Annotated in this window: 21 protein-coding genes; 9 read left to right on the top strand and 12 right to left on the bottom strand. The window is 74.6% G+C overall.

What is annotated here, in order from left to right; all coding sequences use genetic code 11:
* The first annotated feature begins 16 nt into the window (after positions 1-16).
* A complete protein-coding gene (gene proP / locus ACFV9J_RS30655) occupies positions 17-1,504 on the top strand; it encodes a glycine betaine/L-proline transporter ProP (protein WP_385359573.1) in 1,488 nt (495 codons plus the stop codon).
* On the opposite strand, the gene ACFV9J_RS30650 is transcribed toward proP, so the two are convergent.
* Complete coding sequence (locus tag ACFV9J_RS30650; protein ID WP_385359461.1) at positions 1,468-2,406, bottom strand: DMT family transporter; 939 nt, start codon at positions 2,404-2,406, stop codon at positions 1,468-1,470. The genes proP and ACFV9J_RS30650 overlap by 37 nt on opposite strands.
* 189 nt (positions 2,407-2,595) lie before the next feature.
* Between ACFV9J_RS30650 and ACFV9J_RS30645 the strand changes: the two genes are divergently transcribed.
* On the top strand, positions 2,596-2,997 hold the full coding sequence (locus ACFV9J_RS30645; RefSeq protein ID WP_385359459.1) for a hypothetical protein: 402 nt from the start codon (positions 2,596-2,598) through the stop codon (positions 2,995-2,997).
* Between the two features lie 24 nt (positions 2,998-3,021).
* Here ACFV9J_RS30645 and ACFV9J_RS30640 read toward each other — a convergent pair whose 3' ends face one another.
* Genes ACFV9J_RS30640 through crtI form a run of 4 tightly spaced genes read right to left on the bottom strand, consistent with a single transcriptional unit; the run spans position 3,022 to position 7,058 of the window.
* Positions 3,022-3,513 (bottom strand): MSMEG_6728 family protein, encoded by a 492-nt coding sequence (locus ACFV9J_RS30640; protein WP_385359457.1) that lies wholly within the window; start codon positions 3,511-3,513, stop codon positions 3,022-3,024.
* 16 nt (positions 3,514-3,529) lie between these two features.
* Positions 3,530-4,552: a DUF5914 domain-containing protein gene (locus ACFV9J_RS30635; protein ID WP_385359454.1), complete on the bottom strand. Its 1,023-nt coding sequence runs from the start codon at positions 4,550-4,552 to the stop codon at positions 3,530-3,532.
* Complete coding sequence (locus tag ACFV9J_RS30630; protein ID WP_385359452.1) at positions 4,549-5,544, bottom strand: phytoene/squalene synthase family protein; 996 nt, start codon at positions 5,542-5,544, stop codon at positions 4,549-4,551. The genes ACFV9J_RS30635 and ACFV9J_RS30630 overlap by 4 nt, the downstream gene beginning before the upstream one ends.
* Entirely contained in the window at positions 5,541-7,058 is a 1,518-nt protein-coding gene (crtI, locus tag ACFV9J_RS30625; RefSeq protein WP_385359450.1) for a phytoene desaturase family protein, read from the bottom strand. The genes ACFV9J_RS30630 and crtI overlap by 4 nt, the downstream gene beginning before the upstream one ends.
* Positions 7,059-7,370: 312 nt before the next feature.
* On the opposite strand from crtI, the gene ACFV9J_RS30620 reads away from it, so the two are divergent.
* Complete coding sequence (locus tag ACFV9J_RS30620; RefSeq protein WP_385359448.1) at positions 7,371-8,573, top strand: lycopene cyclase family protein; 1,203 nt, start codon at positions 7,371-7,373, stop codon at positions 8,571-8,573.
* Between the two features lie 243 nt (positions 8,574-8,816).
* The gene (locus tag ACFV9J_RS30615) at positions 8,817-10,388 is read left to right on the top strand and encodes an FAD-dependent oxidoreductase (protein ID WP_385359446.1); all 1,572 of its coding nucleotides are present in this window, start codon (positions 8,817-8,819) and stop codon (positions 10,386-10,388) included.
* 25 nt (positions 10,389-10,413) lie between these two features.
* Here the strand turns inward: ACFV9J_RS30615 and ACFV9J_RS30610 are convergent, their stop codons facing one another.
* The 3 genes from ACFV9J_RS30610 to ACFV9J_RS30600 form a co-directional block, all read right to left on the bottom strand.
* Complete coding sequence (locus ACFV9J_RS30610; RefSeq protein WP_385359444.1) at positions 10,414-11,292, bottom strand: SDR family oxidoreductase; 879 nt, start codon at positions 11,290-11,292, stop codon at positions 10,414-10,416.
* A gap of 87 nt (positions 11,293-11,379) precedes the next feature.
* Positions 11,380-12,999: a phytoene desaturase family protein gene (locus ACFV9J_RS30605; RefSeq protein WP_385359442.1), complete on the bottom strand. Its 1,620-nt coding sequence runs from the start codon at positions 12,997-12,999 to the stop codon at positions 11,380-11,382.
* The gene (locus ACFV9J_RS30600) at positions 12,992-13,498 is read right to left on the bottom strand and encodes an SRPBCC family protein (RefSeq protein WP_385359440.1); all 507 of its coding nucleotides are present in this window, start codon (positions 13,496-13,498) and stop codon (positions 12,992-12,994) included. Before ACFV9J_RS30600 ends, ACFV9J_RS30605 begins: the two co-directional genes overlap by 8 nt.
* A 288-nt stretch (positions 13,499-13,786) precedes the next feature.
* Here ACFV9J_RS30600 and ACFV9J_RS30595 point away from each other — a divergent pair, with 288 nt between their 5' ends.
* Entirely contained in the window at positions 13,787-14,959 is a 1,173-nt protein-coding gene (locus tag ACFV9J_RS30595; RefSeq protein ID WP_385359438.1) for a S1 family peptidase, read from the top strand.
* Positions 14,960-15,348: 389 nt separating this feature from the next.
* On the opposite strand, the gene ACFV9J_RS30590 is transcribed toward ACFV9J_RS30595, so the two are convergent.
* The 3 genes from ACFV9J_RS30590 to ACFV9J_RS30580 all read right to left on the bottom strand — a co-directional run bounded on the left by ACFV9J_RS30590 (position 15,349) and on the right by ACFV9J_RS30580 (position 18,979).
* Positions 15,349-15,798: a hypothetical protein gene (locus tag ACFV9J_RS30590; protein WP_385359435.1), complete on the bottom strand. Its 450-nt coding sequence runs from the start codon at positions 15,796-15,798 to the stop codon at positions 15,349-15,351.
* A 155-nt stretch (positions 15,799-15,953) separates the two neighbouring features.
* A complete protein-coding gene (locus ACFV9J_RS30585) occupies positions 15,954-17,291 on the bottom strand; it encodes a cation:proton antiporter (RefSeq protein ID WP_385359433.1) in 1,338 nt (445 codons plus the stop codon).
* A gap of 1,274 nt (positions 17,292-18,565) precedes the next feature.
* The gene (locus ACFV9J_RS30580; protein WP_382884242.1) at positions 18,566-18,979 is read right to left on the bottom strand and encodes an SRPBCC family protein; all 414 of its coding nucleotides are present in this window, start codon (positions 18,977-18,979) and stop codon (positions 18,566-18,568) included.
* A gap of 35 nt (positions 18,980-19,014) precedes the next feature.
* Between ACFV9J_RS30580 and ACFV9J_RS30575 the strand changes: the two genes are divergently transcribed.
* A complete protein-coding gene (locus ACFV9J_RS30575) occupies positions 19,015-20,328 on the top strand; it encodes a PP2C family protein-serine/threonine phosphatase (RefSeq protein WP_385359430.1) in 1,314 nt (437 codons plus the stop codon).
* A gap of 19 nt (positions 20,329-20,347) precedes the next feature.
* On the opposite strand, the gene ACFV9J_RS30570 is transcribed toward ACFV9J_RS30575, so the two are convergent.
* Positions 20,348-20,659 (bottom strand): hypothetical protein, encoded by a 312-nt coding sequence (locus ACFV9J_RS30570; RefSeq protein WP_385359428.1) that lies wholly within the window; start codon positions 20,657-20,659, stop codon positions 20,348-20,350.
* A 147-nt stretch (positions 20,660-20,806) separates the two neighbouring features.
* On the opposite strand from ACFV9J_RS30570, the gene ACFV9J_RS30565 reads away from it, so the two are divergent.
* The 3 genes from ACFV9J_RS30565 to ACFV9J_RS30555 are packed head-to-tail and all read left to right on the top strand — an operon-like array spanning position 20,807 to position 22,496.
* Entirely contained in the window at positions 20,807-21,517 is a 711-nt protein-coding gene (locus ACFV9J_RS30565; RefSeq protein WP_385359425.1) for a nucleotidyltransferase family protein, read from the top strand.
* Entirely contained in the window at positions 21,514-21,771 is a 258-nt protein-coding gene (locus ACFV9J_RS30560; protein ID WP_127894883.1) for a BON domain-containing protein, read from the top strand. The genes ACFV9J_RS30565 and ACFV9J_RS30560 overlap by 4 nt, the downstream gene beginning before the upstream one ends.
* The gene (locus ACFV9J_RS30555; protein WP_385359422.1) at positions 21,768-22,496 is read left to right on the top strand and encodes a metallophosphoesterase; all 729 of its coding nucleotides are present in this window, start codon (positions 21,768-21,770) and stop codon (positions 22,494-22,496) included. The genes ACFV9J_RS30560 and ACFV9J_RS30555 overlap by 4 nt, the downstream gene beginning before the upstream one ends.
* Positions 22,497-22,507 lie beyond the last annotated feature (11 nt).

The raw sequence follows: 22,507 nt of genomic DNA, 5'->3' as shown, positions 1-22,507 counted from the left end.
CCCGGACGGGGCGAAGATGCCGAGCACGATCGCGCACCTGCCGCGGCAGGTGCGCGAGGAGCTGACCCGCCGGCTCCGCCGTACCAGGCGGGCCTTTCGCGAGGACGACGTCCAGGTCGTCGAGGCACCGCTGCTCAAGCGCGCGGTCGGGGCCTCGGCGCTCGGCAACTGCATGGAGTGGTTCGACTTCGGCGTCTACAGCTATCTGGCCGCCACCATCGGGAAGGTCTTCTTCCCCGGCGCCTCCCCGGCCGCCCAGGTCATCTCCTCCTTCGCCACCTTCGCCGCGGCCTTCGTCGTGCGCCCGCTCGGCGGTCTGGTCTTCGGACCGCTGGGGGACCGCATCGGACGCCAGAAGGTGCTCGCCACCACCATGATCCTGATGGCTCTCGGCACCTTCTCCATCGGTCTCATCCCCAGCTACGCCACCATCGGCATCGCCGCCCCGATGCTGCTGCTGCTCGCCCGAATGGTCCAGGGCTTCTCCACGGGCGGCGAATACGGCGGCGCCACCACCTTCGTCGCCGAGTACTCACCCGACCGGCGGCGCGGCTTCCTCTCCAGCTGGCTCGACTTCGGCACCTTCGTCGGCTACGCCCTCGGTTCGGCGCTGGTCACCGTCCTGAACCTGGCGCTGACCGACGCCCAGATGCTGCACTGGGGCTGGCGGCTGCCGTTCCTGATCGCCGGGCCGCTCGGTGTCATCGGCCTGTACATGCGGCTCAAGCTGGAGGAGTCGCCCGCCTTCCAGCAGCAGCTCGACGAGCACGAGAAGGGCCTCGCACAGGAGTCGGCGGGCAGCGAGTTCAAGACCATCGTGCGCGAGCACTGGCGCCCGCTGCTGGTGTGCATGGGCCTGGTACTGCTCTACAACGTCACCAACTACATGGTGACCGGCTATCTGCCGACGTACCAGACGGAGACCCTGGACCGCTCCAGCGGCTTCGCGGACGTGCTGGTGCTGATCGGCATGGTGTGGATCGTGCTGCTGATCACCTTCCTCGGACGGCTCAGCGACCACGTGGGCCGCCGTCCGCTGTACGCCGTCGGCGCCGCGGCGATGATCGTCCTCGCGATCCCGGCCTTCCTGCTGCTGAAGGCGGACGGCGTCTGGGCGCCGGTGGCCGGGGTGCTGCTGCTGTCCACCCTGCTGGCCTGCTTCGCCGCGCCGAGTGCCGCCACCCTGCCCGCGCTGTTCCCGACCGCCGTGCGCTACGCCGCGATGGCCATCGGCTTCAACTTCGCCGTCGCGGCCTTCGGCGGCACCACACCGCTGGTCGCCGAGGCGCTGGTCAGCATCACCGGCGACGAACTGATGCCCGCCTACTACCTGATGGTCGCGGGCGCCGTCGGCCTGGTGACCGTGAAGTTCCTGCCCGAGAGCGCCCAGGTGCCGCTGCGCGGTTCGCAGCCCATGGTCGGCTCCCGGCAGGAACAGCGCGAACTCATCACGACCTCGAAGGACCTCTACAGCTTCTCCAAGGACCGCTCGGGCGCCGTCTGACGCTGTGCCGCGGGCCGTCGTCCGCGCGCGAAGGAGAACGCGGCGCCCGACCCCACGGCGACCCCGGCGAAGACCAGGGCGCTGCCCACCGCCTGGGCGGCGCCGTAGGAGCCGGTGCCGACGAGCGGTGCCGTGCACGCGGCGGCGACCGGGATCAGCCCGGAGAACAGGGTGGCGCGCTCGGCGCCGATCCGCTGCATGCCCATGTACCAGCACACGAACCCGACGACGGTGACCACCACCGCCTGCCACAGCAGCGCGCCCGCCTCCACCGCGTCGGGCCGGCGCAGCCACCCGGTCCCGTCGGCCAGGACACCGGCCAGCGCCGACTCGGCCGCCGCGACGCCGCACACCACGGTGGACAGCAGCCGCGGGCCCAGCGGCCGCAGTACGGGCACCGCCAGCACCGCGAAGCCGACCTCGCCGACCAGGGCGCACACGGAGAAGGCGATGCCCGCGCCGTCGGTGCGCCCCCAGCCCTGGACCGTGAAGGCGCCCACGGCCACGAACAACGCCCCGTACAGGACGATCCGTTGCGGTCGGCGCCCCTCCAGGAGGGGGACCAGGACGGCGACGACCACGGGCGCGCAGCCCACGAAGACGCCGGGTACCGCGGGCTCCGCCGTGCGCTCCGCGGCGAGTACGGCCAGGTTGAAGCCGACCATGCCCACGGCCGCCAGCAGCGCCAGGCGCAGCCACCGGGCGGCGCCGAGGGCGCGCAGCCGGGTCGCCGCGCCGGGCCCTGCCAAGGGGACGAGCAGCAGGAAGGCCAGGCCGTAGCGCAGGAACTGGCCGCCCGCGTACGGATAGTCGCCGAGCAGGCTGTTGGCGGTGAAGGACCCTCCGACGAGGACGCATGCGAGCGCGGCGAGCAGGGACCCGCGCGTGGTGGTGGCGTTCATGACGACGACGCTAGAGAGCGCGGCGGCCCGTCACGGGGTCCACTTCACGTGCGCTGTCGGGGACCAATCCGCACCTGGGACCGTTCACACGCCCGTCACGGATTCTCCCTCACGTGCATGTCCCGTCGATCGCGGGTAGTCGGAGAGTCCCGATGCCAACACATCGGGACAGCAAGGGATTTGACGGTAATGGACAGACATGGGGAGCCGTTCGAGGGGACCCGGCAGGCGAAGTCCATGCATGTGAAGGGCGACACCCGCCTGGAGGACGGAAGCAGCGTCACCGTCGACGTCTCGGTCGACCAGGAGAAGAACTGCCAGGGCACCATCGGCGCCGCCGACACCCGGGCGGACGTACGGCACACCGACGCGACCCGGAAGATGACGCCGAAGCTCCAGGACAAGTGGGTGAAGATGCCTGCCAACGACGCCACGACGGCCGGGGTCTGCGACAAACAGGGCGTGAACGGCCAGGAGGCCCTGGCGCTGACCAAGGACGCCTCCGGGGGCGAGAAGCTCACGCTGTACGAACAGCCGTCGGCCGACCGGACGGTCGACATGAAGGAACTCGCGGGCGAGCAGCAGACCTGACCGACCCGCCCCACCCCGACCGCCCTAGGGTGCGTCGCCGCCCGCTTCCCCACGCTCCCGGTCCGAACTCGGCCACACATAGGGCAGGTCGTCCGGGACTCCCGGGAACAGCTCGGCGTACACCTCGGGTTCCTTGCGCACCAGGGCCGAGCGGTGACTGCGGTGGAAGGCCTCGTCGCCGAGCCAGGGCGGCAGTTCCCCGGCGGCGGCCAGCTCCGGCTGGTCCCGCACCGGTTCCCCCGGACGGCACTCGGCGAGCCCCGCGACGAGTGAGGCCGCGCAGCTGTCCTGGTGGCCCTGCTCGCGCCAGACCCGGCAGACGTCGAGACCGTAGCGGACCAGTGCCTCCTCGTAGCCGGTCCACATCCGCACCGCCGGGTGACGGCGCCAGCCGTAGCCGGGAACGGTGAGTCCGCGCAGCACCTGGAGCGCCTCCACGCGCTGTTTGCCGAGGCGGCGGCGGTCCAGGGCCAGGGCCGAGTCCCGGAAGCCGGGGTGGGGGAGGAAGGTCTGCATGCCGGTGCCGCTCCGTTCAGCCGGGGAAGAGGCCGCGGGCGCGCAGGTGTCCGCGGCGTTCGGCGTAGGCGAGGTCGTCGCGCCACAGGCGGCCCGCGGCGGCCCGCATCAGTGGGCGCAGGGCCGGCGCGAGGCGGCGGACCAGGGGGAAGCCGGGCCGGTCCGAGGTGGCGAGCACCGCCTCGACGACCGCGGTGCGCGGCCGCCCGCTTCCGTCCGCTCCGAGCGGCGTGGCGTGGCTCTCCACGACCGACCCCGTGCCCTCGCCGTCGGTGATGCGCATGACGACGGTGCGGGGTTCGGGCGCGGTGAACTCGGCCCGTACGGGGACGACCAGGCGCCCGGTCAGCCGGAAGGAGACGTCCACGACGAAGCGGTCGCCGCTCCCGTCGTCGTCCGGGGCCTCGCCGGGTGCCTCGGCGACGGTCAGGTCCACGAAGGAGTACGGGTGGAACCAGGCGCCGTGCCACGGGTCGAGCCGGTTGGCGACCACGTCCTCGGGCTCGCAGGTCCCCACCCCGCGCCACACGGACGTCAGCGCCCTTTCCCGGGGCGGCCGCTCGGGCACGAGGGGCGCCGGGGTCGGTGGCTCCTCCCCCACGGTGTCCAGCCGCACCCACACCAGTACGCCGTCGTCGTGGACCGGCAGCGGTTCCCAGCCCGCGAACGGGGCGCCGTCCAGGGCGAGTCCGTGCCAGTGGCACACCAGCGTGCCGCACCGCACCGGGCTGTCGGCCAGCGGGGCGCCGAGGTGCGGGCAGACGCCGGGGCCGCCCACCAGACGCCCCCGCGCGTCCCGCCAGACGACGACCTCGACGCCCTCGACGGTGCCGGACAGCGGGCGCGTGGGACGTACGTCGGTGCTCGCGCCGAGGACGTACCAGTTGCCCGAGGGACGGGCCTCGGCACGCTTGAGGGCTGCGGCGACGAGGGCGGGGCGGGCCTCGCGCCACGTCGGCCGCTGCCGCTCCCAGGGGACCGCGCGGCGCCGCAGCCGCAGCGGGAGGCGTCCTCGGCGGGGGCGGGGGTCCGGGCTCATCGGGGCTCCTTCACGTCGAGGGCGCCGCCGCCGTACGGCACGGGCGCCGGCGTGCGTCGTGCGCCGAGCCGGGCGGCGAGCACACGGACGAGCCCGTCGGCCGCGACGGCCGCACGGCGCCGGCGGGGCACCACCGCTCGGCGGTGCAGGACCGCGTACCCGCCCTCCGCGATGGTGTCGAGGATGTTCCGGTAGAGCAGGCAGGCGGTGCGGATGCAGGGCCGCGCGACGGGGTCGAGCATGGCCAGTCCGGGTTCGGCCTCGCGGTAGACCGTCCGGGTGAGGTCCTCGGCGGCCCGCAGCGCGGCCGTGATGCGCGGGTCGCGGTGGCCGGTGCGCCTGCTCCAGAGCAGCAGGTCCCGGTCGACGCCGTGCGCGGCCAGCAGGTCGGCGGGGAGGTAGATCCGGCCGCGGTCCAGGTCCTCGCCGACGTCCCGCAGGAAGTTGGTCAGCTGGAAGGCGACGCCCAGTGCGGCGGCGTGCGGGGCGGCCAGGGCGCGGGCGGTCACGGTGCCGAGGACGGGCAGCATCTGGAGGCCGATGACGGCGGCCGAACCGTGCATGTAGGCGCGCAGGTCGGCGTAGGTGGCGTAGTCGGTGACCGTGAGGTCGGCGCGCATGGAGGCCATGAAGTCGGTGAAGTGCGCCGGTTCGATGGCGTACCGGTCGGCGGTGTCGGCCAGGGCGAGCACCACGGGTTCGGCGGCCGGGCGACGGCCGGTGAGCGACCGCCGCAGCAGCGCGTCGAGGCGGGCGAGGGCGGCGGCGCGCTCGGCGGGCGTGGCACCGGCCCCGGTGTCGTCGACGATGTCGTCCGCCCACCGCGCGAACCCGTACAGGGCGTGCACGGCCGGTCTGCGGTCGGCGGGCAGGAGGCGGGTGGCCAGGAAGTAGGTGCGTCCGTGGCGGGCGTTGAGGTGCCGGCAGCGGGTGTAGGCGGCGCGCAGCCGCGGGTCGGTGATGCCGGCGGCGTCGAGTTCGCGCCGCGTCATCGGCGAGCGCTCCGTGCCGCCGCGGGGCGGGCCCGCGTTCCGGTGATGCGGGCGGCGGCCAGTTTCCCGGAGAGCACTACCGTCGGCACGCCGACGCCCGGGGTGGTGCCGCAGCCCGCGAGGACCGCGTTGTCGGTGCCGCCCACCAGGTTGCGGGGCCGGAAGGGCCCGGTCTGGGCGAAGGTGTGGGCCACCGAGAACGGGGTGCCGGCGGCATGCCCCTGCGCGGTCCAGTCGGCGGGTGTCACCAGGCACTCCTGCTCGACCGCGGCGGCGATGCCGGTCAGTCCCCGGCGTTCCAGGGTGGCGAGCAGGCGGTCGCGGTAGCGGGGGGCGAGGTCGTTCCAGGCGCGGGCGCCGGGGCCGATGTCGGTGTTGGGGCAGGGCGCGAGGACGTAGTGGAGGTGGCGGCCCTCGGGGGCGAGGGCGGGGTCGTGGGCGGTGGGTCTGGTGATCAGCAGGGAGGGGTCGGTCATGAGGGTGCCGCTCCTGGTGAGTTCGTCGAAGGTCCCTCGCCACGCGGCGCCGAAGGAGAGCGTGTGGTGGGCGAGGTGCGGCCAGGTACGGGTGGTGCCGGCGTGCAGGACGACGGCGGAGGGCGCGTGCCGCAGGGCGAGGGGGCGGCGCGGCCGGCGGCCCAGCAGCCGGTGGGCGACGGGCAGGTCGGGGGTGAGGACGACGGCGTCGCACGGGATGCGCTCGTGCTCGGTGACGACCGCGGTGACGCGGGTGCCCGACCGCTCCAGACAGGTGACGTCGCGTCCCAGGCGCAGGTCGGCCCCGGCGTCCACGGCGGCCTCTGCCATGGCCCGGGGCAGGGCGTGCATGCCGCCGCGCGGGAAGTACACGCCGGCCACGGTGTCCATGTACGCGATGACGGCGTAGGCGGCCAGCGCGCGGGCCGGTGCGACACCGGCGTACAGGGCCTGGAAGGTGAAGACCCGTTTGAGCCGTTCGTCCGTCAGGAACCGTCCGATCCGGGCGTCCAGACGGCCGAAACCGCCGAGGGCGGCGAGCCGGGCCAGGTCGGGGGTGAGCAGGCCGAGCGGCGAGTCGAAGTTGGCGTCGATGAACCGGCGCAGCTGCACGGCGTACAGCCGCCCCAGCCAGTCCCGCAGCCGCCGGTATCCGGCCGCCTCCCGGGCCCCGGCGAACCCTTCGACCTCCGCCTCCATGGCGTCGGCGTCCGTGTGGACGTCCAGAGCGGTGCCGTCGGCGAAGCAGGCGCGGTAGGCGGGGTGCAGGGGCAGCAGTTCGACGCGGTCGCGCAGCCGCTCGCCGACGGCCGCGAAGGCCTCGTCGGCCAGGTCCGGCATGGTCAGCACGGTCGGGCCGGTGTCGAGGTGGTAGCCGCCGAGCTCACGCCGTCCGGCCCGGCCGCCGGGCAGCGCTTCGCGTTCCACGACGGTCACCCGCCGTCCCGCGCCCAGCAGGTGCAGGGCGGCGGACAGCCCGGCGAGCCCGGCCCCGACGACCACGACATGGTCCGTGCGTCCGGGCACCGTCCTCGTCATCGCACACTCCGGACCGCGCGCGGCCGGCCCGTCCGGTGGGTGCCGTCGTCGTCGACCGTGCCGGGGCGCATCGCGGGTCCTCTCGTGGGATCGGGTCATGCCTTCCCCCTTCGCTTCCGGTACGACGCCGCAGGGACCGGTTCCCGTCCGGCAGTCACCCGTCCGGCGGACACCCGTACGGCGGTGCCGCGGCCCCCGGCGGGCGCCCGTGTCACGCCGTCCAGCGCGCCGTACGGCCGCGGGCGGCGGCGGGCGGAATACTCCGCCGCACCGGATCGGACCGGCGGGCGGACCGAGGAGAAGGAGGCGGGCGTGCTCGACGCGGACATCGTGGTCGTCGGTGCCGGGGCGGCCGGTCTCTCCTTGGCGCACCGGCTCCCGGCACGGGCGTCGTCCCGGGCGGTGTCCTCCGTCGTCCTGGTCGATCCGCCGCCGGGGCCGCTGCGGCCGCCACGTCGCACCTGGTGCTTCTGGGAGGCCGGGCCCGGCCGCTTCGACCAGGCGGCGACCGCGTCGTGGGAGTGGCTGCGGGTGCACGGCCGGGACGGGCGGGCCGTCCGGCGGCACATCGCGCCCACCCGCTACAAGATGATCCGCTCGGACGACTTCGAGGCGCTGGTGGAGCGGGATCTGAAGGACCGTCCGGGGCTGCGGCGCGTCGAGGCCGTCGTCGGCGCCGTGACCGGTCTGCCGGACGCCACCGTGCGGGTGGCGGCCACGGACGCGGCGGGCGCGCCGGTCGACCTGCGCGCCCGCTGGGTCTTCGACTCCCGTCCGCCGGACCGGCTGCCGGCCGCCCGCACCCGGCTGCTCCAGCACTTCCGCGGCTGGTTCGTCCGTACCGAGCGGCCGGTCTTCGAGCCGGAGGCGGTCGATCTGATGGACTTCCGCACCGCGCAGCCGGCCCGGGGTCTGTCGTTCGGCTACGTGCTGCCGACCGGACGGCACACCGCGCTGGTCGAGTACACCGAGTTCGGCCCGGAGCCCCTGACGACCGAGGCGTACGACCGCGCGTTGGAGGACTACACGGGGCGTGTCCTGCGCACCGGCGCGACGGAGGTGCTCTCCGCCGAGCAGGGGGTCATCCCGATGACCGACGCCGTCTTCGGCCGTCGGGCCGGGGGCTGCGACCGGGTCTTCAGGATCGGCGTCGCGGGCGGCGCGACCCGGGCGTCCACCGGCTACACCTTCGCCGCCGTGCAGCGGCAGTCCGAGGCCGTCGCGCGTGCGGTGCGCGCGGGCCGCCGTCCGGTGCCTCCCGACCCGCACCCGGCACGGGCCCGGCTGATGGACGCGGTGCTGCTGCGCGCCCTGGACACCGGCCGGGTCGACGGACCCGACCTCTTCTTCCGGCTGTTCGACCGGGTACCCGCCGACCGGCTGCTGCGGTTCCTGGACGGCCGGTCGCGGCTGTACGAGGACCTCGCGGTCGGGCTGCGCGTGCCCGTCCTGCCGATGCTGCGCACGGCGGCCGAGCTGCCGTGGCTGCGGCGCCGTCACCTGCCCGTCCACTGAGCGCCGACCGACCCGGGAGCCCTCGATGCCCTCGCCGCCCCACACCGTGCGGGCCGGCGCGCCCGACCTCGCGGCAGGCCGCCACGGCCGGCCGTCCGCCGCCGGCCGGTGCCGCCACGCCCACGCCCCCGCCCGGCGCTCCGCCCGCCGGACGGACCCCACGGGGCACGGCGGGAGACCGCAGGGCGGGGGCCCGTGTGTCGGCGGGACGCAAGGTGGCCCCGCCCGCGGCGGCGGTGCGCGGTGATCCGGCGCGGTGGGGCGGGGCAGGGGGGCGAGGGAGGGCTTCCCGGGAGGGACCGGCGGGCGCGGGTGCTGCGCCCCGGGCCGGGGCGGGAGCGGGTCGCGGGCGATCCGCCGTCGGTGGCGGTGGTCGGCGGCGGCATCGCGGGCCTCGCGGCGGCGACCGCCCTGGCGGAACGCGGGGTACGCGTGGTGCTGCACGAGCGCGAGCCCGTGCTCGGCGGCCGGGTCGGGGGCTGGACGATCGCCCTGCCGGACGGCACTGAGGCCACGATGAGCCGGGGCTTCCACGCGTTCTTCCGCCAGTACTACAACCTGCGGAGTCTGTTGCGCCGTTGCGATCCGGGCCTCGGCATGCTGACCGGCCTGCCGGACTACCCGCTGCGGCACAGCGGCGGGCTGAGCGACAGCTTCCGCCGGATTCCGCGCACTCCCCCGTTCAGCGCCCTCGCCTTCGTCGCCCTGAGCCCCAGCTTCGGCCCGCGCGACCTGACGGCCCTGCGGCCCTCGGCCGCGCTGCCGCTCCTCGACGTCCGTACCCGCCGCGTCCACGAGCGCCTGGACGACGTCAGCGCCCACGAGTTCCTCGACTCCCTGCGCTTTCCGGCCGCCGCGCGCCATCTGGCCTTCGAGGTGTTCTCCCGCAGCTTCTTCGCGGATCCGCGCGAGCTGTCGGCCGCGGAGATGGCGCTGATGTTCCACATCTACTTCCTCGGCTCCAGCGAGGGGCTGCTGTTCGACGTACCGCGCGAGCCGTTCCCGCGGGCGCTGTGGGACCCGCTCGCGGGACACCTGGCACGGCACGGGGCCGAGGTGCGCACGAGCACGTCCGTCGAGGCCGTCCGGCCCGGTCCGTCCGGCGGGCAGCTCGTGGTCGAGGCCGCCGGAGGCCGGACGTACGACGCCGTGGTGCTCGCCATGGACGCCGGCGGGCTGCGGGGCGTGGTCGCCCGCTCACCGCACCTGGGCGACTCCGCCTGGCGGGCACGGGTGGCGCGGCTGCGCGACGCTCCGCCGTTCCTGGTCTCCCGGCTGTGGCTGGACCGCCCGGTGGCCTCCGGCCGGCCCGGTTTCCTCGGCACGAGCGGTTACGGCCCGCTGGACAACGTCAGCGTGCTGTCCCACTGGGAGGGCGAGGCGGCCCGCTGGGCGGCGCGCACCGGCGGCTGTGTCGTCGAACTCCACGCCTACGCCGTGCCGCCGACGGCGGTCCGGGAGGTCGAGGAGAAGCGGCTCGTCGACGCGTTGCACCAGGTGTATCCGGAGACCCGGCGGGCCCGGGTGGTCGCCGCACGGCACGAGTGGCGGGCGGACTGCCCGCTGTTCACCGTCGGCGGCTACCGCGACCGCCCCACGGTCCGCACCCCCGACCCGGCCGTCGTGGTCGCCGGTGACCTGGTCCGTACGGACCTGCCCGTGGCGCTGATGGAGCGCGCGGCGACCTCCGGGTTCCTCGCCGCCAACGCCCTGCTGGAGCGGTGGGGTGTGCGGGGCGAGACGCTGTGGACGGTGCCCGACCGGGGCCGCTCCGCGCCGCTGCGTGCCCTGGCGCGACGGTTCGGGACGCGCTGACCGGGCATCACGTCGGCCACGGTGGTTACGTACGCGTTCCCGCCGCGTGGCCGGCCCGGCCGCCCGCGCCGAGCGGGCCGGTGGGTTCCAGCGCGTCCTCGGCCTCCAGGCGGGGCAGTTCGCGGCGGGACAGCCGTGCCACCACGGGCGGCAGTGCCGCGCGCCCCGGCTGCACCAGGCGCAGCCAGCCCGGCACGTACACGGCGCTGCGGCGGCGCTCCAGCGCGCGGACCAGCCGGGCGGCGACGTCGTCCGCCGGGTAGGTGCGGCGGGCCGGGGGCGGCATGTGGGCGCGCAGTTCGCGCAGGACCGGGTGGCGGTCGGCGTCGCGGATCATGTCGGTGTCGATCCAGTTGAGGTAGGCGATGCCCACGGCGACGCCGCGGTGGGCCACCTCGGCGCGCAGCGAGTGGGCGAAGGCCTCCACGCCCGCCTTGGAGGCGCAGTAGGCGCTCATCATGGGCGCGGCTCCCAGCGAGGCCAGCGAGGCGATCTGGAGGTGGTAGCCCGCGGTGTCGAGCAGGTCCGGCAGGAAGGCGCGGGCCGTGTGGGCGCTGCCGGTCAGGTTCACGTCGACGACGCGGCGCCACTCGGCGGGGTCCGAGGTGGCGAAGGGTCCGCCGTGCGCGACCCCGGCGTTCGCCACCACGACCGACGGCTTCCCCAGGAGCCGGCGCGTCTCACCGGCCGCGTCGGCCAGCGCGGCGGGGTCGGTGACGTCGGCCTCGACGGCGAGCGCCGGGGTCGGCAGGTCCGCCGCGAGCGCGTCCAGCCGGGGCTTCTCCAGACCGAGCAGCGCGATCCGGGCGCCGCGGAGTGCGCAGGCGCGGGCCAGGGCGGCACCGAGTCCGCGCGCGGCGCCGGTCACCACGACGGTGCGGTTCTGGAGGGGACTGTCTGTCACCGGTCGGCCCTTTCCTCGGGTGCTTGGCGTACGGTCGCGGGGTGCTTGGCGTAGGGTCGCGGGGTGCTTGGCGTAGGGTCGCGGCGGTCAGTGCCGGTCACCCGCCCGGTCCCGCCGGGTCAGGGCCCGCTGGATCCGGGCGAGGCCCGCGAACCGGTGCTGGCGCAGTGCGGCGCGCGCGGCGTTGGCGCCGGGCGCTCCGTGCACGCCGCCCCCGGGGTGGGCGCCCGCGGAGGCGAGGAAGAGACCGGCCACCGGGGTCTCGGGCCGCCCGGTGCCGGGCACGGGCCTGAAGACGAGTTGCTGGTGCATGGCGGTGGTGCCGCCGTTGATGGCGCCGCCCTCCAGGTTGGCGTCCAGGGCCTGGAGCGTCGGCGGGGCGAGCACGCGGCGGGCCCGTATCAGAGCCCGGAAGCCGGGTGCGAAGCGTTCCACGTGGCGTTCGACCCGGTCGGCCATCAGTTCCCGCTCCCCGGTGTCCCAGGTGCCGGTGATGCCCTCCTCGCCCGCGTCGGCGCGGATGTCGTGGGGGACGTGGGTGTAGGCCCAGGCGGACTCCGTGCCGCGCGGTGAGCGGGTCGGGTCCGTGGTGGTCATCTGGCCGAACAGCGAGAAGGGACGGTCGGGGACCTGCCGCATGGCGATCTGGGCGGCGAACCGGGTCAGTTCGTCGAGGCCGTCGGACAGGTGCACGGTGCCGGCCCGCGCAGCCGCCTCGCACCGCCAGGTCACCGGCCCGTCCAGCGCCCAGTCCACCTTGAAGGTGGCGAAGTCCCACTGGAAGCGCCGCAGGTCGGTGAGGACCTGGTCCGGCAGGTCCGCGGGGGCGACGAGCCCGCCGTAGAGGGCGGGCACGGAGACGTCCGCGAGGACGGCGCGGTGGGCGGTGACCGCCTCCCCGTCGGCGGTGCGCACGCCGACGGCGCGCCGGTCGCGGACCAGGACGCGTTCGACGCGCCGACCGCAGTGCAGCGTGCCGCCCCGGGCGCGCAGCCGGTGGACCAGGGCCTCGGTGAGGGCGCCGGAACCGCCGACCGGCACGGGGAAGCCGTAGGTCTGTCCGAGCATCGACATCAGCCAGCCGAAGCCGCCGCTGCCCGCCGCCTCGGGGGCGAGGTCGGCGTGCAGGGCGTTGCCGGCCAGGAGCAGTCTGCCGCCCTCGCCGCGGAACTCCTCCTCGCCCATGCGGCGCACCGGCAGCACCAGGGTGCGGGCCAGCCTGAGTCCGCCCGCCCCGCGCAGCCGCAGGGCCAGCCGGGCGGTGGCGCGCACCGGCGGGAAGGGGGTGAACAGGGCGTCCAGGATGTCGGCCCGGTAGCGGTCCCACATGGCGTGCAGCCGCTCCCAGGCGGCGCCGTCCCCGGGGGCGAAGGCGTCGAGGGAGGCGGCGGTGGCCGCGACGTCGCGGTCGAGGACGGCGCAGGTCCCGTCGGTCAGGGGGTGGGCCAGTACGTGGGGCGCGTGCGCCCAGCGCAGACCGTGCTCCTCCAGCCGCAGTCCGGCGAGGACCGGGGAGGCGGCGGCGAGCGGGTAGAAGGAGCTGAACAGGTCGTTGACGAAGCCGGGGGCGACCTCGCCGTCGTGCCGTACCGCGCCGCCCGGCTCGGGCTGCTCCTCCAGGACCGTCACGCTCCAGCCGGCGTCGGCCAGCAGGTTCGCCGCCACCAGCCCGTTGGGTCCGGCCCCGACCACGACGGCGTCAGGCACGGCCGGTCCCCGGCCGGTACTCCACGGACCCCATCGCGTCCGTGGGGTCGGGACGGCACCGCTCACCGGCCGCGGACTCGCACAGTTTCGCGAGCCTGGCGAGCATGGCCCGGTGCCGCACCTGGATCAGCGCCTCGACGCCGACGTTGTGCAGCAGACCCCCCGGCCCGCGCAGGGGGTGTTCGTCCACGATCACCAGGCACTGCTCGCCCCAGGGGCGCAGCTCGACGGCGATCCGGGCGGTGCCGAGCCTGCCCGCCTTCGCCTCCAGTTCCAGCTCCGAGCCCGGCACGCAGCGTCTGACCACCGACTCGTTGTCGAGCCGCAGCGGCCCGAGCCGCACCTCGTACGCGATCGTGGCGCCGACCTGCGGCCACTGTCCGGCCCTGGGGGTGACCTCGGAGGGTCCCACGACCCATTCCACGTAGAGGTCGCCGTCCGCGAGGACGTCCCAGACCGCGTCCGGGGTCGCCTGGATGAGCCTGTGCCGAACCGCCACGCGTACCTCCCACGTCCAGTGGCCGCCGTGCGGCCGTCATCGCGAGGACGCAGCACTGAGTGCCCCGTCGGCGCCCGGCCAACCGGAGGGCAGGGGCCGCCGTGGCGCCGGACCGGCGGCACCGCGGTGGCGCCGAACCGCCGGTGCGGAAAGGCCGTGCATTGGCATGGACCTGATGACAAGGGCTGGCTAAGCTCGAAGCGACCCGATGAGAGCGCTCTCAAACCGCGGTTGTTCCATGCCATCTGTTCCACCCCCACCTTGCTGGAACGACGAAGGGCAACTCCCGTGAGACGCAGCAGACTCAGGCACCTCGGCCTGGCCGGACTCCTCGTGCTCGGCAGCCTCACCGCGGTCGGCACCCTGCCGGCCTCGGCGGCCGACGCCCCCACGCACTCCCCCTCCTCCTCCGAGCAGCCGGCCTCCGCCGGTCTGCTGGACGCCATGCAGCGGGACTTCGGCCTCACCCGGGCCGAGGCCGAGGACCGGCTCGCGGCCGAACGCGAGGCGACCGGCATCGAGCCGGCGGCACGCCGGGCGGCCGGAAAGGCCTTCGGCGGTTCGTGGTTCGACGCGGACGCCGGACGGCTGACGGTGGCCGTCACCTCGGACGCGGCACCCTCGGCCCTGCGGGCGGTCCGCGCCACCGGCGCGCAGGTCCGCACCGTGGAGCACAGCGCACAGCAGCTCGACGCGGCCAAGGCACGCGTCGACCGTCTCGACGCACCGGCCGGAGTGAGCAGCTGGCGCGCCGACCGGGCCACCAACAAGGTCGTCGTGGACGTGGTCGCGGGTGAGCGCGCTGACAACGATGTCCAGAGCTTCCTGAAGCAGGCCCGCGAGACCGCGCCGGTCACGGTGCGGACGGTGCCGTCGGCCCCGCAGACCTTCGCGGCGGGCACCGTCGGCGGTGACCCCTACTACACCGGCAACGTCCGTTGCTCCATCGGCTTCTCGGTGCACGGCGGGTTCGTCACCGCCGGGCACTGCGGCCGGGCCGGTGCCGGGGTCAGCGGCTGGGACCGCTCGTACATCGGCACCTTCCAGGGCTCGTCCTTCCCCGACAACGACTACGCGTGGGTCAGCGTGGGCAGCGGCTGGTGGACGGTGCCGGTCGTGCTCGGCTGGGGCACCGTCTCCGACCAGCTCGTGCGCGGCTCGAACGTGGCACCCGTCGGTGCCTCGATCTGCCGCTCCGGGTCGACCACGCACTGGCACTGCGGCACCGTGCTCGCCCACAACGAGACGGTCAACTACAGCGACGGCTCGGTGGTGCACCAGCTGACCAAGACCAGCGTGTGCGCCGAGGGCGGCGACTCCGGCGGCTCCTTCATCAGCGGTGACCAGGCGCAGGGCGTCACCTCGGGCGGCTGGGGCAACTGCTCCAGCGGCGGGGAGACCTGGTTCCAGCCGGTCAACGAGATCCTCAACCGCTACGGCCTGACCCTGCACACGGCCTGACCGGACGTCGGTGGGGAGGGGCGGGCCGGTGTCCGCGGTCCGTCCCTTCCCGGCAGCCGGTGTCCGGGGTCCGTCCTTTCCCGGCAGCCGGTGGCCGGGGCCTGTCCCTTCCCGGGGGCCGCCGGTGTGTCCGGGGTCCGTCCCTTCCCGGCAGCCGGTGGCCGGGGCCTGTCCCTTCCCGACCGCCTGTGTCCGAGGCCCGTGCCTCTCCGGGGCCGCCGGTGTGTCCGGGGTCCGTCCCTTCCCGGCCGCCGACGTGTCCGCGGCCTGTCCCTTCCCAGCCGCCGGTGCGTCCGCGGTCCGTGCCTCTCCGGGCCGCCGGTGTGTCCGCGGTCCCCTCTCCTGCCCCCTGTGTCCGGGGTTCCGCGGACCCCCGCGTGCCGGTGGGCTCAGACGTCGCCGGGGCCGGGTCCGGTCCCGGGCTCCGGCACGTCCAGGCCCGTCGCCGTGGTCAGCCGGCGGTAGGCGGCCCGCGCGTGGACCAGACGGGCCAGCGCCGTGCCGACGAGGGCCGCGCCGAGCAGACAGGCCAGCCAGAGCGCGTCCCGCCGGCCGGCCCAGGTGAGCGTGCCGGCCGGCGGTATGGCGAAGCCGTTGAGGGACAGCCAGCACAGCACGGCCGTCCCCGGTGCGGCCGTGAACCGGGCGCAGAGGCCGAGCAGGGCCGCCAGCAGGGAGAGCGCGACCAGGGCGAGCCCCGGACGCCCCGCTCCCACGATGCCGTTGAGCAGCCCGACCAGGAGGAGGGCGCCGCCGAACGCGCCCGCCCACACCAGGGGAGCCGCGACCGGCCGGGGAACAGGTCTGGCACCGCTGCCCAGGGGCACCCACTCGATCATGCTGACGGCTCCTTCCGGTCCCGGACGCGTCCGACCACGGCGTCGGACAACGACCCTGTGGGCAGATTGTCCCACCGGGAGCCGGGCCGCCGTGCCGCCTGGGGCGAGGACCGGCCACGCCCACGGGCCTCGTTGCGTGGGCCTTCGCGCCCCGGCTAGTGCTCCGTCTCCGTGTGCTCCGGGGAGGACGACGACCCGGACGAAGGAGAGGCCTGGGCCGGCACCGGCACCGGCACCGGGCCCGGCTCCGGGCGGCCGTCGCCTTCCGTCTCCGCGCTGCTCCCGCCACCCGCCTCCACGACCGGTGTCCTCGTCCCCGGCAGAAGTCCGCCGACGGCTCGCAGCGCGGCGGCGAGGACGTGGGCGCGTCCCGCGACGATGGGGCCGAGGACGGCGAGGACGAGCACGTATCCGGCGATGAAGGGAGCGAGCCGGGCGTCGAGTCCGGCGCCCGCGGCCATGGCGGCCAGGATCAGCGCGAACTCCCCGCGGGCGACGAGGGTGGTGGCGATCTCCGCGGCCGGTTCGGAACCGTAGTGGTAGACCCGGGCGACGCACAGCCCGGCGACGATGTTCATGACGACGGTAAGGGCCGCCGCCGCGGCCACCGGACCGGCGACGGAGGCGAGGTCGCCGGGGTCGATGGCGAGCCCGAAGGCGAAGAAGAAGATGGCCGCGAAGGCGTCGCGCAGCGGGTGCACCAGTTCGCGGATCCGCGGCCCCGAGGGGGTGCCGGCGAGGATCAGACCGACCATGAAGGCGCCGATGGCGTCGGCGACGCCCAGGACTTCGGAGACACCGGCGACGAGCACCGCGGCACCGAGGAAGCTGATGACGAGCAGTTCGTCGTCCCGCGTGTGGATCAGTCGCCCCACGAGCCGGGTGCCGTAGCGGGCCGCGGCCGCCAGTACCAGCAGGAAGCCGAAGGCCTTGCCTGCCTGGAGGGCCGTGTCGGCGACGCCGTGCGCGCCGGAGATCACCGGCTGCAGGGCGGCCAGGTACAGCGCGAGGAAGATGTCCTCGACGACGATGACACCGAGGATCAGCCGGGTCTCCGGGCGGCCGAGCCGGCCCAGGTCGATGAGGATCTTGGTGACGATCGCGGACGAGGAGATGCCGAGCACACCCGCCAGCACCAGGGCCTCGCGCACCCCCCACCCGAGGACGAACCCGAAGCCGAGTCCGGCGCCCACGTTCAGGAGCAGGTAGATGCCCCCGGCGGTGAGCAGCCTTTTGCCGCCGCTCTTGAGGTCGTCGAGGTGGAACTCCAGCCCGAGGTAGAAGAGGAGCAGCACCAGTCCGAGTGCGGAGAGCATCTCGAAGTCGTGCGCGTCCTCGACCAGGACGAAGCCCGGTGTGTGAGGGCCGAGCAGGATGCCGGCGAGCATGAACAGAGGGATCGTCGGAAGTCCGATTCTCCCGCCGAGGCGGGCGAGGAACGCGGCGGCGACGAAGGCGCCGCCCATGGCGAGCAGGGTGTCAGCGTGTCCCACGGGTCACCGCCTTCGACCGCGCGGAGGTTCGGGAGGGCTTCACTTGACGGGGATGGATGCGGGTTCTCCTTCTTCGGGGATGCGTCATCGGACGGGCGGACGGACCAGCGAGCGGAGGGACGGACGGACCAGCGGGCGGTCGAGCAGACGGCCGGGCCGGGAAGCCGGGCCGACGGCCGAACGGACAGACGGACAGACGGACAGACGGGCATACAGGCATACAGACGCCGGAGCATGCGGCGGACACACCGCCCGGGGCGTCCGTCCCACGACACCGCCCCCGACACCCGGGGTGCACACCGCGCACACCGCACACCCGGAACGAACCACGCGGCAACGCCCCTGAACGGGCGGCACCAGCCGCCGGCCCACGCCCTCCCCCGGCACCCGCAAGGACCGCCGGGGCGCGGCGCCGGTCCACGATCACACGCCGGGGCACCGCGCGGCCATCGGGGACGACACCCAAATGGTCCGGCGGCCGACACCCATCGCGCCCGCGGGGGAGGCCGCTCGGCGGCCCGAGGAGGAGGCGCCGCGGCCGACTCGGGGATCCCGGCCGCGGCGCCTCCTGGCGCCCCGGGTGCGGGAGGACGACGCGCGCCGGGGCTTGACCGGCGAATTCCCCGGCTCCCCATCACGACACTGCACCAACCGAGTGATCGTCAGGTACCGCACTCCCGCTACCGGTTCGCGGGCCGACGATCACGCCGCCCCGCGAACGCCGTCCGCCCCGGGTACGCCGTCCGCCCCGCCGCGGGATGCGACGGGGCGGACGGCTTGCGGACGGTCCGTCAGCACGGTGTGGTTGCCATCAACTTCTCGAACGAAGCCATGCAGTCCGGGCAGTGACGCGCCCGTTCACCGTCGGATGCCTCGATACGTTCGCGGAGCTGCTGTCCGCAGAGTGTGGCCGCGGCCTGCTTGGACAGTACGTGCCACACCAACGCTCCGCCCGCCTTCTCCGGGCCCACGCACATTTCGTACATGATCGGCCTCCCAGCCTGGACGCCGCTGACACTCTCCAGGAGACACCGGTTCGGCCGTGACCAGTAGCGTGCGGGGGCCATTCGGGTGACGGCCGCATCGGCCGCCCGGGGCGGACGCACACCCGCAGGGCTGCAAACGATCAGCCAACCGGCCCTGCACCGGTGGCCGCGTGACGCGCCGTCCACGGGTCCTCTGACGCCTGGTCAGGGCACGCGCAGCCGGTGACGACGAGGCGGCGAGAGGATCGCCCGCGTTCCTGACTGCTGAGGGACGCCTCGTCGTCCTTCTCAGCCGGCCGCGTTGTCGGTGCGCAGCCTCACCTGTTCCTCCAGCCGCCGCAGGCTGCCGTCGAGGGCCTCGGCGACCGTCCGCCGGCCCGGGTCGTGGGTGTCGTCGAAGAACGAGAGGTGCACCGTGACCTCGCTGGCCCCGCTGTCGAGCCCGGCGACCTGCAGCCAGCCGGCGTAGCTGCCCTGTTCGCGGGTGCCCCACTCAAGCCGCATCTGCTCGGGCCGGGCGCTCAGCAGCGCCGAGGTGTCCTGGTCGGTGCGGTCCTCGTGCACGGTGACGGCGGGCGGTTCCTCCGGCTCCACGTGCAGGTCCCGGGGCAGCCAGGTCTCCAGCTGTCCCACGTTCGCGGCCTGGTCGAAGACCTGCTCCGGCTGGGCGGGCATGGTGCGGGAACGCTCGTACTCGGTCATGCGGCACCACTCCTCGGCGCTCGGGGTCGTACGAGGTGACGCGTGCCCCTTCTGGCGGGAGCGAAGCGCCACACGGTTGGGCGGCACGACGGGCGGGGTGGGGCGGGCGGTGCCAGACTGCTGGGCATCGTCCCCGCCGCGGCGGGCTCTCGACGAGAGGAGACGAGGTGTCCACGTCGGACCCGGGCGACGCGGGGCTGCGCGAGTTCCTCGCCGATCCGGCCCACCTCACCCTGGACCTGCGCACCGCCACGGCCCGCTCTGCCAAGGCGCTGGGGCTGCGGCAGGCCGTCGTCTACCTCGTCGACCTCCAGCAGCGCCACCTCGTGCCCCAGACGGCCGTGGCCCCGTCGGTCCCGGTCGACGGCTCGCCGGCGGGGTGGGCGTACCGCACCCAGTCGCTGCGGGTGGAGGAGTCCGCAACGGGCGGCGGCATCACCGCCTGGTTCCCGCTGCTGGACGGCGCGGAGCGGCTCGGCGTGCTGGCCGTGCACGAGACGGCCCTCACCGCCTCCTCGCTGACCCGCGGCCGGGCGCTCGCCTCGCTGCTCGCCATGGCGATCACGTCCAAGCGGCTCTACGAGGACTCCTTCGTGCGGCGCACCCGTACCGAGCGCATGCGGCTGCCCGCCGAGATGCTCCGCGCCCTGCTGCCGCCGCGCACCATCGGCAACGGCGACGTCGTCTCGACGGCCGTGCTGGAACCCGCCTACGAGATCGGCGGCGACGCCTTCGACCACGCGCTGACGGAGACCACCCTGCACGTGGCCGTGCTGGACGCGATGGGACACGACCTGGCCTCCGGACTGACCAGTACGGTCTCGCTGGCGGCCTGCCGCAACGCCCGGCGCACCGGCGCCGACCTGCCCGAGCTGGTGCGCGGCGTGGACGAGGCGCTGTCCAGCTGGCTTCCGGACAAGTTCTGCACCTCCGTCATCGCGCAGCTCGACCTGGTCACCGGCGTGCTGCGCTGGGCCAACTGCGGTCACCCCGCGCCCATCCTGATCCGCGACCAGCGGCTGATCATCGACGCCATGGAGCGCGACGCCGACCCGCCCATGGGCATGCCGTCCCTGCTCAGCCCGCACCCGCGCCGGACGCACGAGATCTCACTGGAACCCGGGGACCGCGTGCTGATGTACACCGACGGCGTCGTGGAGGCCCGGACCAGGGAGGCCAAGCTGCTGGGCCTCGAACGCTTCGCCGACTACGTCATCCGGGCCACGGCCGGCGGTGAGCTGGCGCCGGAGTCCTTGCGCCGGCTGATCCACTCGATCCTGGCGATGCAGGAGGACCGGCTGCGGGACGACGCGACGCTGCTGATGTTCGAGTGGCGGCCGCCTTCGTGAGGCGGCACCGGTGTCCGCCTCACACGGCGTGCCCGCGGGCGCGCAGCCAGGCGTGCACGGTGTCCTTGTCCGCCGGGGTGATCCGCACGGGGCCCGCCACGTAGGGGCCCTCGTCCTCGGTGAAGCCGGTGTCCGTGACCCTGGCGGTGACCCAGGTGGCCAGGTCCTGGGCGGACCGGTCGGACAGCGCGTCCCGTTCCCATCCGTCCCGGGCCTCGCCGGCGGCCTCGGGATCGTGCCGCTCGGTCTCGGCCAGCCAGGCCGCCACCAGCCGTTCCACGGTCCGGCGGTCGGCGGAGTCGGTCCGCTGTGGCATCCGCTCGTCGCTCATGCCGGCCGAGTGCCCGCGATCCCCGCGCGCCTCACACCGGCACCTGCCGCGGTGTCGGCGGTACGGCGCCGGGTACCCGCCTGGCGAGAAGGGGAGGGCCGGTCCGGTCCGTTCCGCCGACGGCGACAGCCCGGGAAGGGGACAGCGATGAGGCAGCCCGCCGACGATCAGGCAACCGGCCGACGGGCCGGCGTCTCCGAGCTGCACCCGGCCGACGGGGACCGCGGCCCCGCGCCCCGCCGCGAGGCACCTCACGAGGATCTCCCGCTCGACCGCAACCAGGCGATCCTCCAGGCCGCCAAGCAGGTGGGCTCGACCCTCAAGAAGGCGGAGCACCCGTTCGCGCTGGCCGGCAGTGTCGCCGTGTACGCACACGGCGGCACCCAGAACCTCCAGCACGACGTCGACTTCTGCATCCGTCCCGAGGACGCCGACGCCGTCGCCGCGACGCTGCGGGAGGCGGGGCTGACGGTGTACACGCCGCCCGAGGACTGGCTGCTCAAGGCGGACTGCCTGGGGCAGCAGGTCGACCTGATCTTCGAGCTGGCGCACGAGCCGGTCACGACGGCTCTGCTGGACAGGGCCCGGGATCTGTCGGTCGACTCGGTCCTGATGCCGGTCCTGTCGCCGACCGACCTGCTGCGCGGTCTGCTGGCCGCCTTCTCGGAGCACCACTGCGACTTCGGCGCGGTACTGCCGATCGCCCGCACCCTGCGCGAGAAGATCGACTGGGAGGCGCTGCGCCGCGACTGCGGCGACGACCCGATGCCCGCCGCGTTCTTCTTCATCCTCGAACGGCTGGAGATCATCCCTGCGGCCGGTCCGCCGGCCACCGCCTCGAAGGAGGACCAGCGATGAGCGACCCCGGCGTCCAGAACGTCGAATACCGTGTGGCGCACCTGCAGGACCGGCTCGCCGCGGAGGAACTGGGTGAACTCGGTGTCCGTGCCGAGGTGCGGGCCGGGGCGGTCGCGCTCACCGGCACGGTGCCCTCGGCGCAGTGCCGCGAGAGGGTGCTGCGCCTAGCCCGTCAGGAGCTGGCCGGGCTGACCGTGCACGCCGACGTCGTGGTGGCTCAGGCCACCCGCCCCGACCACGCGGAGGAGCTGTGACGATCCGGGTCGCCGCCGTCGGGGACATCCACATGGGACCCGACAGCGAAGGGCTGCTGCGGCCGGCGTTCGAAACCCTGCCCGACTGTGCCGACGTGCTGCTGCTCGCCGGGGACCTCACCCGGCACGGCACCCCTCAGGAAGCGCGGGTGGTCGCCCGGGAGGTGCGGGGTCTGCCGGTTCCGGTGGTGGCGGTCCTCGGGAACCACGACCACCACGACGAACGGCCCGAGGAGGTCACCGCGATCCTCCGGGACGCCGGGGTGACCGTGCTGGAGGGCGAGGGAACCGTCGTGGAGTGTGCCGGAGGCCGGCTGGGGATCGCCGGGACCAAGGGCTTCGGCGGCGGGTTCGTGGGGCGCAGCGCCGGTGAGTTCGGTGAGCCGGTGATGAAGGAGTTCGTGCGGACCACCCGGCGGTCGGCGGACAGCCTGCACGCCGCGCTGAAGCAGCTGGACGAGGAGGACTGCGCGACGCGGGTGGCCCTGACCCACTTCTCCCCCGTCGCGGACACGCTCGCCGGGGAGCCGCCGGAGATCCATCCGTTCCTCGGCAGCTACCTCCTGGCGGAGGCGATCGACACGGCCGGCGCCGACCTGGCCGTCCACGGCCACGCCCACCTGGGCACGGAGCACGGGATGACGGCGGGCGGAGTCCGGGTGCGCAACGTGGCGCAGCCGGTCATCCGCCGGGCCTTCAACGTCTACCGGCTGGACGGGGACTGACCGCCCGCCTG

Origin of the sequence: Streptomyces sp. NPDC059906, assembly GCF_042730645.1 — a bacterium.
Taxonomy (GTDB): domain Bacteria; phylum Actinomycetota; class Actinomycetes; order Streptomycetales; family Streptomycetaceae; genus Streptomyces; species Streptomyces rubrogriseus.
Note: the sequence above shows the minus strand (reverse complement) of the source record. Positions and strands in the feature narration are given on the sequence as shown.